At 32.0% G+C, this 19,842-nt stretch carries 7 protein-coding genes; 4 read left to right on the forward strand and 3 right to left on the reverse strand.

The genetic code is table 11. The features are described from left to right. Positions 1-96: 96 nt before the first annotated feature. Positions 97-1,098, reverse strand: a complete 1,002-nt coding sequence (locus tag AB8B23_RS09560; RefSeq protein WP_369712559.1) for a LacI family DNA-binding transcriptional regulator — start codon at positions 1,096-1,098, stop codon at positions 97-99. A gap of 234 nt (positions 1,099-1,332) precedes the next feature. Here AB8B23_RS09560 and AB8B23_RS09565 point away from each other — a divergent pair, with 234 nt between their 5' ends. From AB8B23_RS09565 to AB8B23_RS09580, 4 genes are all read left to right on the forward strand, one after another. Further along, entirely contained in the window at positions 1,333-2,754 is a 1,422-nt protein-coding gene (locus AB8B23_RS09565; protein ID WP_369712560.1) for a phospholipase D-like domain-containing protein, read from the forward strand. Positions 2,755-2,897: 143 nt separating this feature from the next. Then, entirely contained in the window at positions 2,898-3,866 is a 969-nt protein-coding gene (locus AB8B23_RS09570; RefSeq protein WP_369712561.1) for a metallophosphoesterase family protein, read from the forward strand. Between the two features lie 347 nt (positions 3,867-4,213). Continuing rightward, entirely contained in the window at positions 4,214-6,025 is a 1,812-nt protein-coding gene (gene typA / locus AB8B23_RS09575; RefSeq protein ID WP_369713929.1) for a translational GTPase TypA, read from the forward strand. A 33-nt stretch (positions 6,026-6,058) separates the two neighbouring features. Beyond that, on the forward strand, positions 6,059-6,481 hold the full coding sequence (locus tag AB8B23_RS09580) for a hypothetical protein (RefSeq protein ID WP_369712562.1): 423 nt from the start codon (positions 6,059-6,061) through the stop codon (positions 6,479-6,481). A gap of 166 nt (positions 6,482-6,647) precedes the next feature. On the opposite strand, the gene AB8B23_RS09585 is transcribed toward AB8B23_RS09580, so the two are convergent. Continuing rightward, positions 6,648-7,649: an ABC transporter substrate-binding protein gene (locus AB8B23_RS09585; protein WP_369712563.1), complete on the reverse strand. Its 1,002-nt coding sequence runs from the start codon at positions 7,647-7,649 to the stop codon at positions 6,648-6,650. Positions 7,650-7,851: 202 nt separating this feature from the next. Beyond that, positions 7,852-18,720: an autotransporter-associated N-terminal domain-containing protein gene (locus tag AB8B23_RS09590; RefSeq protein ID WP_369712564.1), complete on the reverse strand. Its 10,869-nt coding sequence runs from the start codon at positions 18,718-18,720 to the stop codon at positions 7,852-7,854. Positions 18,721-19,842 lie beyond the last annotated feature (1,122 nt).

Consider the following 19,842-nt stretch of genomic DNA (forward strand, 5'->3'; position numbering starts at 1 on the left):
TTTAGTATAAAAACTGAAAAGTAAAGATATAATTATTCTTCTAAAATTTAAAAAAAATGAAACAAAAATAAAAAACGAGGACATTTATTGTCCCCATCAAATACTTCCACAGCTCTCCCTTTCAATCAGTTCCACAGGCAAATAAACCTTTTTCCTGTAACTTCTATTGTGTTCTATAAGTTCCACTAGTACATTTATTGTTTCTTCGGCAATAATTTTTGTATCAATTCTAAGTGTTGTTAGTGGTGGATTCATATATTGGGAGATTTTTAAGTCATTAAATCCAATAATCGAAATATCATCAAAAATTTTTAGTTTCCTCTCCCTTACAGCTTTATAAGCTCCCATGGCAATAGAGTCATTTGCACAAAATACTGCAGTTGGCCGTTCTTTTAACTTAAGCATTTCCCTCATCATTCTGTATCCTGATTCTGCAGAAAATTCGTCCACTTTTACAAATTTTTCATCATACAGTTCATATTCCTTCATAATTTCAATAAAATACTGCTCGCGAAAATCCACAAGATTTCTAACTATTTGATTTCTTCCACCAAGCAAACCAATTTTTTTATGCCCCAGTTTCGTCAAATAATCAATTACAATTTTTACTGAATGTTTCATATCAAATTTTATATAGTCAATAGAATTATCAAAATTATAGGCATCCACACAAATAATATTATCATTCAGCGACTTTAAAAAATCCAGCTGGCTTCTTTTTATTTCCCCAATCACAACAATGGCACTGGAAATAATGAAATTCATCAAAATTTCCTCATTTTTTTCAAATGTCTGCAACTCAAAAACTTTACTTTTTATCCCTTTTTTCTTCAACGCATATTCCAAATCCAGCCGTAATGATACAAAATATGGATCCTCACTTTCTATCCTTTCATCAAAGGACTTTATAATTGAAATATTTAACTGCGTACTTTTTCTTTTTGTATTTTTTTTCTTATAATTTAGCTCCTTAACGGCTTCCAGTACCCTTCGCTTAGTTTCTGCTGTAACCCCAAAATACTCATCATTATTCAAAATCCTTGAAACAGTAGCAATTGAAACTCCTGCGCGCCTTGCAACATCTCTAATCGTAGACATCTTTTTACCTCTCAGCAATCTTAAATTTTATTATCATTTATAATATGCTTTACTTAATTTTCTATTTGTTTTTTAATATATTTTTTCAATTTTTTTAATAAAAATACCAGTTAGTTTACTAAACGAAATTTTATAGGATCAAGTTATGGAAAAAATTATGAAAAACTGTTATAATTAAATTGTTTAAATTAAAAAATTATTTAAGTTTAACAGTTTACAAAAAGGAGAATTATTGTGAATAAAACAAATATTTTAATATTTATATTTTTACTATTTGGAACGGTTTCGTGTACGCCACTTTCAGAAGGGCTCACAATGAAAAGTGAAGTTTATAATGCAGACAATGTGGATTTTTATTATGATCTGACGTATAAAAAAGACGGAGAAACGCATTATGAAAGGCAGATTTGGGAGCAGGCCTATGATATTCTGGATAAGGCAGAGGATTTTTTCCTGATGGATATTTTTGTATTTAATGACTATCTTGGGAAAGGTGTCAAGGAAAAGCTGCAGCCTTTACCGATTGCAGAGGAGTTTGCACAGAAAATCCTTGAAAAAAGGGAAAAAGATCCGAATGTGGAAATATACTTGATACTCGATGAAAGTAACACTTTTTATGGAGCATTTGATAACAAAACTCATAAGAAGCTGGAGCAGGCAGGTGTAAAAATCGGATATGTGGATTTGACAAAATTGAGAGATCCGATGCTTGTTTATTCGGCTCCATGGCGTCTTTTTATACAGCCTTTTGGAAATCCAAAAAATCGTGGAAAAACTAAAAATCCAATTTACGAAGGTACTGACAAAGTTACAATACGTAGCATTTTACGAGCATTAAATGCTAAAGCTAATCACAGAAAACTTATTATGAATGAAACTACAGCAATGCTGACATCGGCAAATCCACATGCAGAAGGTTCAAAGCACTCAAATGTGGCATTTAAGTTTTCATCGCCAATTATTAAGGAAATTTACGAAGGAGAAAAGCCAGCTGCAAAAATTACTAAAAAAGACGGAAGTTTAAAGCAAAAATTACCAGATAAGGATTTTAGTAAAATTCCGTTTTCTAAAAATGACAAGCTAAAATTACAATATTTTACGAATGGAGCAACAGCTAAAGATATTTCCCAAGAATTAAAAAATACTCAGTTTGGGGAAAAAGTCATTATTGCCCAGTTTTTCCTTGCAGACAGAGGAATAATTAACGATATAAGAAAAGCTGCACGGCGTGGAGTGAAATTTGAGATAATTTTGAATAATTCAAATGCAGGACTTCCAAATAAAGCTGCTGCTGGAGAACTAATGAAATATGCAAGAAAACATAATTATGACATAAATGTCAAGTTTTACAATAAAGGAGAGGAAATGTACCACGTAAAAATGCTTTCCATCTTGAAAAAAGACTATTTGATAACTTATGGAGGTTCAACAAACTTTACAAGACGTAATATGCGTAATTTTAATTTGGAAAATGAACTGAAAATTATGTCAGCTTATGACCAGAAAATTTCCAAAGATATTTTGGATTATTATGACAGATTATGGACAAATAGAGATGGAGAATTTACATTACCTTATGATACAGAAAAAAATGAAAAGTTAATGAATGATTTGTTATTCAGGTTTATGGAAATGAATGGATTTGGGGCTTTTTAAAGATAAATGCAGGATTGCTCATTGCCTTAAATCCTTATTTTGCAGTGAAGGTTTATCCTAATAATTAAAATGATTTATTTAAGTAATTAAGAAATAAATATATAAAAAAATTTTGATTATATTAAAGAAAAAGAGTGATTTTTATGGAAAGTGAAATTAAGACGGATAAGATTAAGATAGAAAAGATAAATGAGAATGATTATAATCGAATTTTTGTAATGTCAGATATTCATGGACAGTATGATTTGTTTTTGAAAATGCTGGATAAAATCAAATTAAAAAGAGAAGATTTACTTTTGATTATAGGGGATATTTGTGACAGAGGTAAAAAGTCTTATGAAATCTATATGAAATGTATGAAAATGATAAAACTTGGGTATAACTTAAAGTTTATTTTGGGAAATCATGAAGATATGCTTCTTGAAGACTTGGAAAATGATTATCCATTAAGATATGAAACAGAATATTCAATTTATAGACATTCTAAATATTTTGAAAATAAAACTATGACAGAATGGCACCAAGAAAATTTTTTTGATGAAATTAGTTGGCTTGTAAAATGGCTCAAAAACTGTCCTTTAATAATTTATGGGAGTAAAAATATTTTTGTTCATGCAGGGCTTGATTTGAAGAAGGTTTTGGAAAAGCAAGAAAAGGAAACAGTGCTTTGGACCAGAGAAGAGTTTTGGCTTATGGAAAATGTAGAACTTGAAGAATACAAAGGTAAAAATATATATTTTGGACACACGCCTAATATAAATGGAAGAATTTCTAAAAAGACTGATAGAATAAAGGGGATAGACTGCGGTGCATTTTTCACACATTTTTTAGGATGTATAGAAGTAAAAAGTCAAGAGGGAATGTATGTTTATGAAGATGAATTTATAGAATTCGATGAGGTTTCAAGCAAAGTATTTTTGGAACTTTGGAATGAGGAAGTGGCAGAGTTTATAGATTCTGAAAAGTATAAGATTAAAAGTGGGAAAGGGGAAGTAATAATTTTAGAAAAATTAGATAAAAATGAAAAAAAAATTTTAGCAGATTTTTGGAAAAAATATGAAAAATTGCTTGGAAAAAATATTGCAAATTATATTAAAAAGAAGAAATTATAAGTTAAAAAATTTAGGGGAATTGACATTTTTAGAAAATATGATATAATAAATGTGTAAAAATCCCGAAGGGAGACTTTGTATAATATTTAAAAAAATGTGCTACAAATTAGACTGGAAAAATCCAGTCTTTTTTGTTATAATATTAGGTGAGTTTTAGCACAACTCACAAAATATTATATAAAGAAGATAGTGAGATGGTAGATTTCATTGCGATATTTATTCTTTTTGTAATTATTTATTACAGTTTGAATAGATAGAGCATGAATTTCATCTCTATTCCTTGCCCTTAGGGGGACATTTTAAAATTTAAGGAGGAAATATTAACAATAAATTTGTTAAAACAAAAAATGAACAAAATTAAAAATATTGCAATTATTGCACACGTAGATCACGGAAAAACAACTCTTGTCGATGCTTTATTAAAGCAGGCAGGGACATTTGGGGAACATGAAAAAGTAGATGAAAGAATTATGGATAGTAATGATTTGGAGAAGGAAAGAGGGATTACGATTTTTTCTAAAAACGCTTCATTTCATTATGATGGTTATAAGATAAATATTGTGGATACTCCTGGCCATGCGGATTTTGGTGGGGAAGTACAGAGAATATTGAAAATGGTAGATTCTGTTTTACTTCTGGTAGATGCATTTGAAGGTGTTATGCCACAGACTAAATATGTATTAAAACAGGCATTAGAGCATGGACTTCGTCCAATTGTAGTAGTTAATAAGATTGATAGACCAAATTCAGATCCTGATGCAGTTGTGGATTCTGTTTTTGATTTATTTGTAGATTTAGGGGCAAATGATATTCAGCTTGATTTTCCAGTAGTTTATGCGTCTGCAAAAAATGGATTTGCTAAACTGGAACTGGAAGATGAAGATAAGGATATGAAACCGCTTTATGATAAAATTATGGAGCATGTGGAAGATCCTGAAGGAGATGTGAATGAGCCGCTTCAAATGCTTGTTACAAATACTGAATATGACGAATATGTAGGAAAATTAGGAACTGGAAGAATTTATAACGGAAAAATTGAAAAAAATCAGGAAATTACATTAATTAAGAGAAATGGTAACTTGGTAAATGGTAAAGTTACTAGAATTTATGGATATGACGGACTTAAAAAAGTTGAAATGGAAGTAGCGTATGCTGGAGATATTGTAACAATTGCGGGAATTGATAAAATTGACATAGGAGAAACTGTAGCAAGCAGAGAAAATCCTAAGCCATTACCATTAATTGACATCGATGAGCCTACACTTGCTATGACATTTATGGTAAATGATTCACCATTTGCAGGACAGGATGGAAAATTTGTAACTTCGAGAAATATTTTGGAAAGATTACAAAAGGAAGTAAATCATAACGTGAGTATGAGACTTGAAATGACAGATTCGCCAGATGCATTTATTGTAAAAGGAAGAGGAGAGCTTCAATTATCTATTTTGCTTGAAAATATGAGAAGAGAAGGCTACGAAGTAGCAGTTTCAAAACCTGAAGTTATTTTTAAAGAAGAAAATGGACAGAAAATGGAGCCAATCGAACTTGCAATTATCGATGTTGCCGATGAGTTTGTAGGAGTCGTAATTGAAAAATTAGGACTTAGAAAAGGTGAGATGGTAAACATGAATCAAGGAAGCGATGGATATACAAGACTTGAGTTTAAAGTACCATCACGTGGATTAATTGGATTTAGAAATGAGTTCTTGACAGAAACAAGAGGAACAGGAATTATAAACCACTCATTCTTTGAATACGGACCTTTCAAGGGAGAAGTTACAGGACGAAGAAGAGGAGTTTTAATCGCAATGGAGCCTGGAACAAGCCTAGGGTACTCATTAAATAACTTACAGCCACGTGGAATCTTATTTATAGGACCAGGAGTAGAGGTTTACGAGGGAATGATAGTTGGAGAGCATTCAAGAGAAAACGACTTAGTTGTAAATGTATGTAAAGGTAAAAAACTTACAAATATGAGGGCCGCTGGAAGTGATGATGCTGTAAAATTAGCGCCTCCAAAAGAATTTACACTGGAATTAGCACTTGAATATATTGAAAATGATGAGTTAGTGGAAATTACGCCTAACTCTATCAGACTTAGAAAAAAATATTTGAATGCTAATGATAGAAAAAAATATGAAAATTCTAAAAATTAAATATTAATATAAATTAGTAGCGATGTGATTTTTATGGATAATATAAAACTGCAAGAAAAATTAAAAACCGAGTTGTCAGATGAAAAAATAAAATTTATTGAAAAATATAGTTTGGAAATAAATTCCAGAAGGCAATGGGTAACTAGAAGAAATAATACACCAGAGCGTTTGTATTTTTCACATAAGTTTATTTCACAAAATAATATTTTAGAAATAGTTTTTAGAAAATATCAGCTTTGTTTTGCAAAATTGAAATATTTTAGAGCAAATATTGAAAAGTATGATTTTTATAAATATACTCCAAAAGAAGGTTTTATAAAGACGCAATTGTGGGATGTAGAATTTTTTTATCATAGAAAATCAGAAAAAATAATAGATTTAAGATATTTACAGCAAATAAGAAAAGTGGAAGATTTTTTGGAACTTATCGAATGGCTTGATAGTTTTGAAAAATAACAAATAAAAACTGGAGCTAAAAAAATTTAATAGTTCCAGTTTTTTTTATTGTTTTAAATTTATAAAATTTATTAGACTTGTTCGGAAATTTAATATTCCTTATCTTTTTACATGTAATATTTATTTTGTTATATTTCTAAATTTATATAGTTATTAAGCAAAGCTGTTAATTTTTTTTAGTTTCTATCATTTTAGCCTGTTTTAAAATGCTGTCTGGTATTTTTATTCCTAATAACTGCATATTTTGCTTATTAATTTCTATTTGAAGATTTTTAACTGTTTCTATTGGGATTTCATTTGGCTTCTTGCCTTTTAATAAAATTTCCGCTGCTATTTCTCCAGAACGGTAACCGATATTGTAGTCGGTAGTTCCTTGTGAAATTAGCCCTCCTGCATTCGAGTAAACGTCATTTGTAGCTAGAATTGGGACTTTTGCACTATTAAAAACATCAAGTATTGCTTTAAAATATGATGCTACTGTGTTGTCCTGAATGGCATAGTAGATATCAATGTTCTTTGAAATAAGATTTGCCGCAGCAACCATTTCTGTACCATTTGTAACAGCTTTTTCTACTACTGTGAATCCATACTCTCCTGCCAGTTTTTTTAAATTATTTACTTCAGAAACTGAATTTTGTTCAGACGAATTATAAATGATTCCTATTTTTTTCGCTTCTGGTAATAATTCTCTCATTAATTTTAAATTTTCTGTAATTGGGGCTGCGCCACTTGTTCCTGTAACATTAGGAATTCCTACTAGTCCTGCACTTTTTGGATCTGTAACTGAACCAAATATAACTGGTGTTTCTTTTCCAATCTGATTTTTAGCCGCTTGTGCAGTTGGTGTTGTAATTGCAAATACCAAATCTTTTTTGTCTGCTGCAAATTGCTGCATAATTAGAGTCTGATTACTCATGTCATTATTTGCAATCTTGTCATCATAATCAACCTTTACTCCGGCTTTTGCTAATGCATCTTTAAAACCTTGCTTTGCTGCATTTAATGCTGGATGATCTACAATCTGTGACAATCCAATCTTATAAACCTTTTCACTAACTTTGGAATCCTTTTTTTGTTCCTGAGAATCATTACTTTTGTTATTTCCACAAGATAAAAGCATCCCTCCTAACATACCAAATAATAGTACACCTCTCATAATTTTTTTCATCTGTTTTCCTCCTAAAATAAATAATTTTTAAATCGTATTATTATTTTACCATATTTTTTAAAAATTTCCAGCATATTTTCATATTACTTTATCTTATAAACAAAAAAAGAGACTACTATTTCTAGTAGTCTCCTATAATTAAGCTATTTTTTTGTAGCCATTAAGATATTTTTTTCGCTATTAAAGCATATTTATTTTCTGATTAGTACATTAATTTCAATCCTAATCCTGCTTTAAAGTTATGTCCTTGTGTATCATATCCTGTATTAACAGTTAATCCCACTCTTCCATTATCCAATCCAAATTTCAAGTCAGATTTGAAGTTTCCTCTTCTATCTTCTTTATCACCTTTGATTGTGTAATAGTCTGTCCAAGCTCCTCTGATTCTTGCTTCGTTTTCTACATTGTTAATTCTTCCAAGTTCGTTTTCGTAGCTGAATCCAAGGTTTGCAGTAAAGTTAGTGTTCTTGAATACAGGTTGACTGTAACTGAAATCAATTCCAGCTTTAGGTTTGATTGAGTAGTAGTCATCACTCTTAATATCAAGTGCCATGTCTCCATCTTCATGGATTCCTGAGAATCTTCCATATTCAAAGTTTAATCCTATACTTGGAGTTATACTGAATCCTTTATTAAGTCTGAATACTTTTTGAAGATTTGCATTAACTCCTGCACCATAAGTATAATAATCAGATTTAGCTCTGAATTCTTTGTCGACTACCCAGTATCTACGTTTAGTGTTAGTTCTTCCGAAGAATCCATCTCCACCTATAGTTAACGTAAATGTTCCATACTCATCAAGTGGTGTTTGTTTATACAATCCTGATTTAAGCATTGCTTGATTTTCATATGATCTTGCAAGATCTTTAAATGTGAAGTAATTATTTACTGCACCTACATAGAATCCTGAACCTTCACCTAATCTAACTGTTTCATCTCCATGTAAATATACGAATCCTCCTGCATTACTTTCCCAATCAGGTTGTCCTGCTGTATCTGTCTTATACTCATTCTTTTGTCCGAATGCTTTGAATTTATTTGAATCTTTAGTAGCGTTTCTTTCACTTCTTAATTGAGCTACTTCACCACTAAGGATATCTGATGTTGCTTTAGTTCTTTGTTGGATTCCACCATAAATGTGTCCTCTCATTTGATCAAACGCTTGAGCAAGGATATGTCCTTCACCATTACCTAAGCTATTAAGTTTATTGAAGATCATTTTTTCTTCACTTCCAGGTCTTGCAATCTCATAAAGATTATCAAGGTTGTTAGTAAAGTTAATTAATGACTTATCATCGTCGAATGCAAATGAGTGATATGGAACTTTACTCATATACAATTCTCTAATTTGGTTATTGTCATCAATATTTGCAGAAACTTGCCATGTTAAGCTTGCTGATAATGGATTTACAGTAGCTCCTCCAGGCAATCTTCTCAATGCATCATTAAATGGTTTCAAGAATGAACTTCTTTCGATTGTTCCATCAGGATGTGTAATATCTCCAAATCTTAATGCTTTTGCATTTGTATACATTGTAGCTTCTGTACCGAAGTATAAATCAACTTTTCCTAAGTGTGTTAAGTTTTCAATACCATTTATAGGATTTGTATATCTAACACCTGATGTATCTACATACATTCCAATATTTGTTACTTCAGAAAGTTGATTTGTACGGTAGCTTGGCCATGCAGGGTTTCCAAATTCATCTCTAGTAGAAAGATCAATAATTCTAGTTCCACCTGTTTGAATACTATTTGTAAGAGTTATGTTACGTGCCCATTCTCCTATATTCTTAGCATCTGTATCAATATTTGTTATAGGTACTTGCACACCATCAATTGTAACTGTTGTAAGAGGTACAATATCAGGTCTTGTTATTGTAGTTCCTACACCTGTAGTCTTAGGATTTCCATTGCTTCCTTCTACAATTGAACTTTCAGATCCACCATACAGATCAGTTGCACCTTTACCGTCATTTCTTCCGTTATCTGCATCAGTCTTACCATTTAATTCTCCTGCAGTCTTAGCAGTTGCGTATCTTGAATCTTCAGATGTAACGTGAATAACATTTCCAGAACCATCTACAACGAATTTAGATTTATCTGTAACAATACCAGTTGAACCTGTTCCTGTTACGTTGATTACCCCATAGTTCTTAATGAATCCACCGTTTATCGCGATAACACCTTTAAGATTTTGAGCATTACCTGTGATTACTCCTGTAGATTCATTTACTCCCATAGCTCCTCTGTCGATATACATTCCAATCGCACTATCTCCAATCAGGTTAATAGTACCATAGTTTCTAGCTATTGAACCTTTACCTGTTGCTAACATACCGATTCCTGCTTTTTCTTGTACGTTGATTACTCCATGGTTTTCAATGTTTCCTTGTCCACTAGTTCTATCGTATACAGTTTCACCTTTACTGTTTGTTCTGTAATGGTTACGTCCTGCTCCCATACCTACTGAATACATTAAGTTTACAGTATCTGAAAGACCTGTTGTTATTGTTCCATAGTTTTTAGAAGCAACTGCAGTATTTTCAGATATAATACCCACATTACCATATCCTACAGCTTCATGAGTAGGATCTAGGCTACGTTTAGCAAGGTCATATTGGGATCTTAAATCAATAGTTCCTTTGTTTACTACGCTACCTTTTGTATAGTATGCAGTATTGTAATCTCCATCCATTGTAACATTTGCATACGATGTTGCATCTGATGCGTCATCTGCTGAGTAATAGTACACAGAGTTACCTTGTTCATATATTTCTAAAGGTCTTCTAGCTGGATTTTCTGTTGGTTTTGTAGATTTTACATGACCGCCTTGGTTGTTATCAGTAGAGTATGCAAGTTTAATTACAGGTGCATTTCCAGCTTCTCCAATTGTTACATTAGTATAGTTTCCTATGCTTCTTCCACCTGTTCTTTCAGCAAGAACAATTCCGTGTGAGAATCTATCAATTTCCATATTTGCACTTACATTTACGTTTCTTGAAGTATTTGAGAAATCTCTATTAGAATCAATATATACACCAATTGCAGAATCACGTTCTCTTCCAAGTTGAGATAACAAATCGTTAGGTTGTGCATATCCATTAGGTACCCCTGCACTTTGCTGTCTAGTTAATGTATATGGATTTCCATCTACATCAAGTCCTGTTGGTTGTATATGTCCAAGTACAGTATCATTACCTACTTTAATATCTGATTTTTTGATTTCTACATTTCCATCACCAGAGTAAATACCGTAACTGTTTCTATTTACTACAAACAATGAGTTAGTACCGTCAGCTTTTGCACCTGTAGTGATGTTATGTCCATAGATAGACCAGCTTCCGATATTTCTTGCACTTGTAGTATTTGATTTACCACTTGTAGTATCTCCTATCTTAATATCTCCATGATGTTCGATTGATCCAGAGTATCTGTCCATGTTATTTGAACGTATTCCAACATTGACTTTCTTCATATCTTCACGTGTCACATCAGAAGCTTTTGCTGGCATTAATGATTCATTAAGCTTGATATCTCCCCAGTTTATAAAGTTACCTCTATTTACTACAGCTCCATATGCTCTAAGGTTTGTAACTGAACTTGAATCCTCTTCAATATTTCCTTTATTTATAACTGTATCATTTACTAGAGGAGTAGCAGTATTTAGACCAGTATTAACTAATATTCCTGCAATACCTTTAGATGTTCCAGCATGAGAATTAGCTCTTTCATTTACTAAATTAACTTTATTTGTGGCAGATGCTGCAGCTTTATTTGAGAATAAAATATCAAGATCATTTTGTGCAGTTGTAACAAGTGAGTTATTTCTAGATCCAAATGCCATTGCGAATGCATTTTTATCGTTAGCACCGTTATAATTGTATTGGAATTTCTTCAGATGGCTTGAGTTTGTACCTACTGCTACATTTGTTGCATCCATTCCCCATAATCCTACTCCGTTATCTTGAGTTTCAACAGTGAAAGTATTAGAGTTTAGTGTGATATTAGTAGCTTCAGCAAAAATACCTACTCCATTTTTACCAGTAAGAATATTATTATTATTAGCACCAAATTGTCCTATATTAGTATTACTACGACTGTTTAATGTAAGGTTTCCACCAGCATTTGTAGCATTTGTAGCAGCATTATAGTTTCTATTGCTATTTACAACTGCGATACCTACACCACGTGCGTCATTATTTGTAACATTAGTATTTTGTACATCTATACCAGCTGCAGAGAGTCCGGCATCATTATATGTTACGTTGATATCAGATCTTAATGCATTCCCTCTATTTTCTGCATAAATACCTACAGCAAGATCTCCTTCGGCTTTAATCTTACCATTAATGTTCAAAATATTTATTTTGTTGTATGAAATAGACTCATCAGCATTCTTATCATAAGTTGCACGAGCATCTGAGATACCTACGATACCATAGTTTTCACCGCTTGGTGTTGATTCAGCAGTTGCTGAGAATCCTCTGTTTGCTCTTAGTGTAGACAATGAACTGTTAGCATTATATTTACCTGTTATTGTAATTTCACCGCTATTTGAGATGTTACTTGAGTCTGTTGCAAATATTCCATATCCATGATCTACAGTAATTTTTGCATTAGTTTTATTTTGTGCTGTTCCGAATATCACATTAATACCAGCAATATCAACTTTAGTACCGTTATGTCTAGTTCCTCCCCAAACATTAATCTCTCCAGAGTTTATAATTCCTGATTGATCAGCACTTGTTTTTTCCCAAACAGATTTCCCATTTACATCACCATCAAGATTTCTCCAACGACGAAGTGAATTTGCCATGCTAAGTCCTTGACCAGCTCTATATCCAGTAGCTATATCTCCAAATACTTTCTTATTAGCATCAATTTCGATTATTGTACTTTCCATAGAGATATCATTAAATGGATCATTTAATTTACTGCTATCATTATTTGAAGTTAATTTAACATCTTCAAGGTTTGTCTTATCAGCTGAAATTACTAAATGACCATTAAGTATTGTACTCTTAAATCTATTACCAACATCTGTACTGGTATCAGTAGCCGTATTAGGTGCAGTTGCAAATTTTTTGTTTTGAATTTGCATTCCTTCTGCATAAAATTTACCTATACTATCTAGATAACTAGCCGTACCTGTTGGTGATGTTCCTGCTGCATTTGTATTACCTAGATTATTCCATACTAACTTACCTGATGGTTGATTTATAATACCTAATTGAACTGCATAGTCATCATTCATAATAGCTGCTCTTACATTTTCCATTCCACGGTATTTAGCTCTATTATATTTTCCACCTGAATCTGCAGTATCTTTTGCATAATAATCTCTGATCAGTTCATAGCTTTGTCCTACTGTATAAGGTGCAGCTCCATTTCTACCATAAACGTTACCTGATAGAAGAATACCATCATACATATCTATGTTTGTATATCCTGCAGCAGTTTGATCGTTAAATGTAATTCCTGCATTATCAATATCTGATCGTCCTTCATAGGCTCCACGGTCTACATAGAATGGCGTAGTATTAGTGTGATCATTTGCAACACCTACACCATTTCCTCTACCATATCTTGCTACAGAAGAACTTGCATCGACACCTGTTACAGCTTGAGTAACAGAACCAACTTTAGATTTTGTAGAAACTGTATTTCCTACATTATTTTGATTTATGATGTCTCCTGCAAAGTAAATTTGCCCATTCTTTTCAGCAAATAATGCACCATGTTCACCTGAAATTACTGTAACACTTGCTTTCGTCGTAGTACTATCTTTTGAGAATCTTACTGATGAAGATATTTTATTTGTTGGATTGTTTGCATCAACTGTACCTTTCGCATAAGCTCCCATTCCATATATTAATGAAGATTTTGCTGCTGCTGGTGCTGTAGTTAATCCTTCTTTAGAACTTTCTGATCTTTCAGCTTTCTCAATAACAACAGATCCACCATCAATTGCAACAGCACCTATATTTTGATAAGTGTTTGCTAATTTAGAATCAGTAGCTACTAGTAATCCGTTTAGATTTCCAGCTCCATCATTAACAGTAGTATTTAATAAGTTATTATCTGCGGCTATCATTTGACCTTTTATTAAAATTGACGATGCATTGGCGTTAATAGCATCTTGCCCATCAGCATAACCAATTATTGAACGATATCCTCCTGCTCTTACATTTGCGGATGTTACTTTCCCACCTTTAGTAGCAAGAAGTGCTGTTCCTTCACGTGATACTAAGTCAACTCCTACTGCTGTAGTGTCAATTTCTGATCTGAATGCTGCAGATGGAAGGTTATAATATCCTGATAGTCTTCCATTAAATGTTCCAGTTGCATAAGCATACACTGAATTTTTTGAAGTTACTTTATCTGGAACATTATATCCAAAGTCTGAAGTTCCATTTTTAACATTAACTCCATCTGAAACTATATTAGATCCACCATTATTAGTATAATGGTTTCCAGCAACTACAACCTTAGTTCCATTCTCAGACCAAATTACAGTACTATCATTAGCTTTTTCATTAAGACCTATGTTTAATCCACCAAATTTAAGATCTGATAATTGGTCTGTACCGATAAATCCAACTATACCTTTTGTTAGATCTGATCTTTGTCCAGTATTTGCATATACCCCAACACTTCCAGCAGAATCTAATCCAGAACCTGTATCTGCTCCAATTACACCCTGTACAGATATTTTATTTGTACCTGTCAAATTAAAGACACCTGAGTCTACTTTGGTTCTATCAATTAGATTAAAAGTATTATTGTCTCTATTATTTTGGTAAGTTCTATTATTAAAGGCTAAGATCGCACTATTAGTACCATTCATGCTTACGTAGTCTAATCTTAATTTTCCGTCATTTACATAACCTAAATTTTCATATCCAATACCTCTGTTACCAGATATTCTGATTACCCCTGTATCATTAGAAGCTACAGGTACATGACCTAATTGATTGCTTAATGTAAAAGTATCCGCAAATGCATTGTTTAAGATACCAACATTATTAGCTCCTCCAGTAAGGGATATATTCCATCCTTTGTTACTACTTCCTTGTGTTATTGTTAAAGTCTTACCTAAGGTAGCTACATTATGTCCACTTTGGATATTAATACCAATATTATTAGCTCCATATCCAGTTATTCCTGTAGCTTGACCAGATCCACTATCACCTTCCATAATTAATTTATTGTTATGATCTCTGTTTCTTATTGTGATAAATACATCATCACCTGCGTCTCCTGAACCTGTTTGGATTTGAGTTGCCTTACCAATGTTAACATCTCCATTATACATAAAGATTCCAGTACCAGTACCATCTGCTGTTCCATTAGTTGAACCTATATTTATTGTTGTATTTTCAATTTTTTCAATTTTTGCTTGATCAGTATAACTATCTCCTACTAAGATACCAATATTACCGTTCTTTCCTCTAGCATTTCCATTAACATTGATAATAGTATTATCGATTGAAGCGATGGTTCTGTCGTTACCAACATAGATACCAGTATTATTTGCATCTGTTGTTAAAGCTGGTGATGTATTTACATCAAAAGTCATATTTGAAATCGTTACTTTATCACCAGTAGCACCACCAGCACCACCATAAGAACTACCTACAACATAGACACCATTACTGCTTGTTGCACCTGTAGCAAGAGGAGTTATGGCTCCGATTCTAACTGTACCATTTTTCAGATCTAATTTACCACCTAGTGCATAAATTCCATTTGAATTTGTTCCACCATCTAGATAGAAGTTTGTACCATTAACTGTTGCGACTTTTCCAGCTATACTTAAATAGATACCGTTATTGCTATTTCCAGTATTTGTGAAACTACCCCCTGAAACACCTAATGAAGCACCATCTAATATTCTTAAGCCATTACTTTCACCACTTTCTACATTAAAGTGCGTATTGCTTATTACATGGGCCCCTGTAGCACCTGTATCAATAAAGATACCATTGTTTCTCGATCCTGTGCCTTTTACAGTGAATGATGCATTAGATACGTCCAGGATACCTTTTTTAGTATAAATACCATTACTGTAACTAGGATTACCTCCTGAATTTCCTACAATAAATGTTGGAGTAGTACCAGTTCCGAAATTATAACCTATTGTTAATTTAGCTGCATCTTGGATGTTAATACCGTTTGAATAATTGTTATTTACATGAAAATGAGTTCCTGTAGATTTAATATTCTTACCAGTCGAATTTATGTATATACCATTAGATCTAGCTGAATTTATAGTAAACGTACCATCTTCTGTTTCTACAACACCTGTACTTGTTATACCATTTGCCCCTTCAGTTAGCGGTGCTGTTGTAGATGTTGCATTTGTAGTAAGCACAAAATCTGTTTTCTTAGTTTTTACTGTACCGTCATTACTTCTAATACCATTCGAATTTGTTGCATTTACAGTAATTGTACCTAATTCTGTAGTAATAGTTCCTTTTCCGTGATTATTAATACCATTTGAATTTCGTCTATTAATATCAATATCAACTTTATAAGTATCTATTGTTCCTGTATCTAAATTCATAATACCATTTGAGTCTTTTTGACTTACAACTATAGAACCTTTTCTCAATGAAATTGGCTTAGCTTTTACATTTACTATACCATTTGAACCAGTTGGTACAGGAGAAGTTCCCTCTGTAATGTTTATTTCAAAGTTTACTGCATCAAGTGTAGTTGCATTCTGGTCATTATAGATACCAGTATTACCTGAACGTTTCAAATTAATTATATTTTTATCAGTACCATTACTCAATAGGTATAAACTTCCATCATTTCTTATAGCATTTGAATCATTGTTATCAATATTAAAGATGTTATCTTGAATTTTTGTTGTACTAGCTTTCAAATTATTAATCGCATTTGAATTTTTTGAGTTAATGTCAAATTCACGTCCAGCTACACTTAAAGTAGCGGCGTCTGTTCCATTTCCATTATAAATAGCACTAGATCCAGTAGCATTTAAGTTAAGAGTGAATTTTTCACGATTACCTGTAGTATTAGTAATTAATGCATCACCAGTACCAGTATTAACTATAAGGTTTGATCCATTTGTTCTAAGTTCAAACGTTCCTCCTCTAACTATTAATTTCTTATTACTATAAATGGCATTTGAACCTGTAGCATCAACTATAAAAGTACCATCTTTAGTAGTTGCCGTAGCCAAGTTTGTTATAATATTAGAACCCGCTCCAGAAACATAAAAACTTCCTCCGTCAGTAGTCAATACTCCATCAGTACCAGCTCCAGCTTTATTTAAGATACCATTTGAACCTGCACTTGCTATGTTAAAAGTAGGAGTTGTAAGATTTACATATCCACCTTCATTATATATTCCATTACTTCCACTTGCCTTTGATTCAAGTATATACTTACTTGATGTATCATTATAAGTTCCTACAGTAGTAGTTGTTCTAAATACAGCTACAGCATTATGTCCTGTTTTAGTTTCAATCTCAAATTTATTTCCATTAGCTGTTACAGTATTAGAATTAGTACCTCCACCTACAGCAAGACCTATACGTGCAGTAGTACCTCCTATATGGAATGTATTATTATCAAAATTACTCATAGTACTAGTTGCATGAACTGCTGCATTAACACCTGTGTGGTTAGCAGTATAGTAAGTATAGGAATCGTTTAACATATAACTGTTACCACCTACTATTCCATCAACACTATTCCAACTGTAATAAGCTGGTGAGGGTGGTATTGGGATTGCAGGATGGTGTGTTATATTAGCTTGAGCTTGTACTCTAGCAAGTGCAACTGCCCAAGGAGTTTGAGGACTTTGTGCTATATATCTTGTAGTCAACATTTTTTCAATATCACTTACAGAAGAAGACGCAGTTACAGTTACAGTATTACCTGAACCTCCACTATCATCATCTTCTCCCCAAGTATCTGAAGAAACATTTGTAGAGACATTATCATATCTGATTTTAGCTTTTCCTCCAGCACCATTATAGAACCATCCAGATACTGTTTTACCTTCAGAATCAGCGTTTCCTAAATAAAATGTACCACCTGTTAATTGAGTTATAGTTGAAAATTTCATTGGATTTGTATATCTTGCCCATCTACGTAAATTATAAACTTCTGATTGTGGTGTACCTGCAGAATTTGCTGTTAAGAAAGTTGCTTCTGTTGGCATTGTAGCGGAAACACTAGGATTTACACCTGCAGCAGTACTTGCAGAACTATCATTAGCTGTACCTACACTACTATTAGAAGCTAACCCTGCATTTTCTACTGTATTAGAAGTATTTGACAAATACGTCCAGCTTTTATGACCTGTACCATTTCCAGTATTATTATTATCTAAAGAAAACGTTGCTCTATCAACTGTCGTACTAATAGCTCTAGGTGCATGTATAAAGTTATTACTTGGTGTTAAGCTCACATTTGTCCCTACTGGTGATTCTACTGCATATGTATATTCAGGCGCAGTAGGCAATGATAGAGAATCAAGTCTATCTATTTCATAAGGTCTATATGGCTCATGTATATTTGCAGGATTGATTGCCAACGAATTTGGCTCCTGATTTCTTGGTAAGTTTAATCTAGTTGCTCCATAAGCATTTTTCTTTGCATCAAACACATATTTAGTCAAGTCGTTGTTTCTTCTAAAGTATTCTAAATATTTTCCTCCACGACCTCTGTAAGAAGTTCTCCAGTCGTTATTAGTAAATCCTGTTGCATACTGGAAGGAAGCCCAAGGACTTTTTATAACATGTTCTCCTTGTTCCATAAGCATTACAAGTTCTCTTTCAGCCCCTTTAAGAGATTTTTCATTTTCCTGTCTTGCACGCAGGAAGGACTGTCTGAGATCCATTATGGATTCATACGCTTGTGATGACACTTCCTGTTGTTCCTGAACAACATCTGCTCTAAGAGTCTTAGGTGCTATTGTTAACATTCCTGTTACAAGGAATGTAATCAGTAAACTATCAGAATAATGTACATCCTTACATCTTTTTACAAACGATCGCAGATCTTTAGCAATCTGTCGTAAATTATTACTCATATTTTCCTCCTTTAAAGTTGAAATAGTCATAAGGACTATTAATCAATGTTTAAGTTTCATACACTCCTAAAAGTTACAGGAGATATTAGTCTTGTTAATCAGAAAATTATAACGAAAAATTCTAAAAACTGAACAATTATGAAATCAGATAATACAAAAACATTTTTGTAAGGAATATATTTGATAAAAGTATTAGGAGGTTCTTACCAGATATTACAAGTGATTTTTTGATGTAACAGTTAATTTATTGTTAAAATTTCTTAAATAAGTGATTGATAGTGATTTCAACAAGTGATAAATCCATGGCAATGCCATAAGTTTCCTGGGAACTATGTAAATACATATTTAACCAGGCTCTTCGGATAGATTCTACCCTGCTCATTTAACACCAAAAATATACCATTTTTGAACATAAAATATTTTATAGAAATAGATTAATTGAATTTTTATAAAAAAGCAATATCCATATCTATTTTAATATTCTAATAAGTCCTCAAAATAATTTAAAACTAACTTGACAACATTTCAACTTATCAACTTAAAATTTTCTAAAAATAAATCCCTTGGAGAATAACTTAAAAAATCAGATTTTCGGTTTAATGAAAAATAACATAATACAAAAAACTTATTGAATATTATGTTATATATTAGACCTGATTTTTCATGATTCTTATAATGAAATTATTTAAATTCAATTTTTAGAGACGAGATGAATTCTATGTCATTTTTTTATTCCTTTGTAGAATATTTTCATATTTTTCTGAAAATTCCATTCCATTGTCCAATTTTCTTAAAACTTAACGGATACAATAGCTCAATTAAAAAAAACTTATTATTCCTCAAGATTTTCCTTTTCATATTTAATAAAATTTTTATCCGCTTCATTTTAAAAGACTATTGAAACTATCTTAGTATACCTTATTAATAAAAATATGTCAAGTTTTTTCGATAAATAACATTTTCTATGTTATTTTATTTAATCAAAAATTAATTTATCTAACAATATTATTTCTTTGAGAACCAAAATTTTCCTAGAAAAAATAACTGTGTTTTTTTAAAATTTTAAATAAATAAAAAAACTATAAATTTTTTATTTATAATATTTTAATTTATATAGATTTC

The organism is Leptotrichia sp. HSP-342 (assembly GCF_041199995.1).
In the GTDB taxonomy this organism is placed as follows: Bacteria; Fusobacteriota; Fusobacteriia; order Fusobacteriales; family Leptotrichiaceae; genus Leptotrichia; species Leptotrichia mesophila.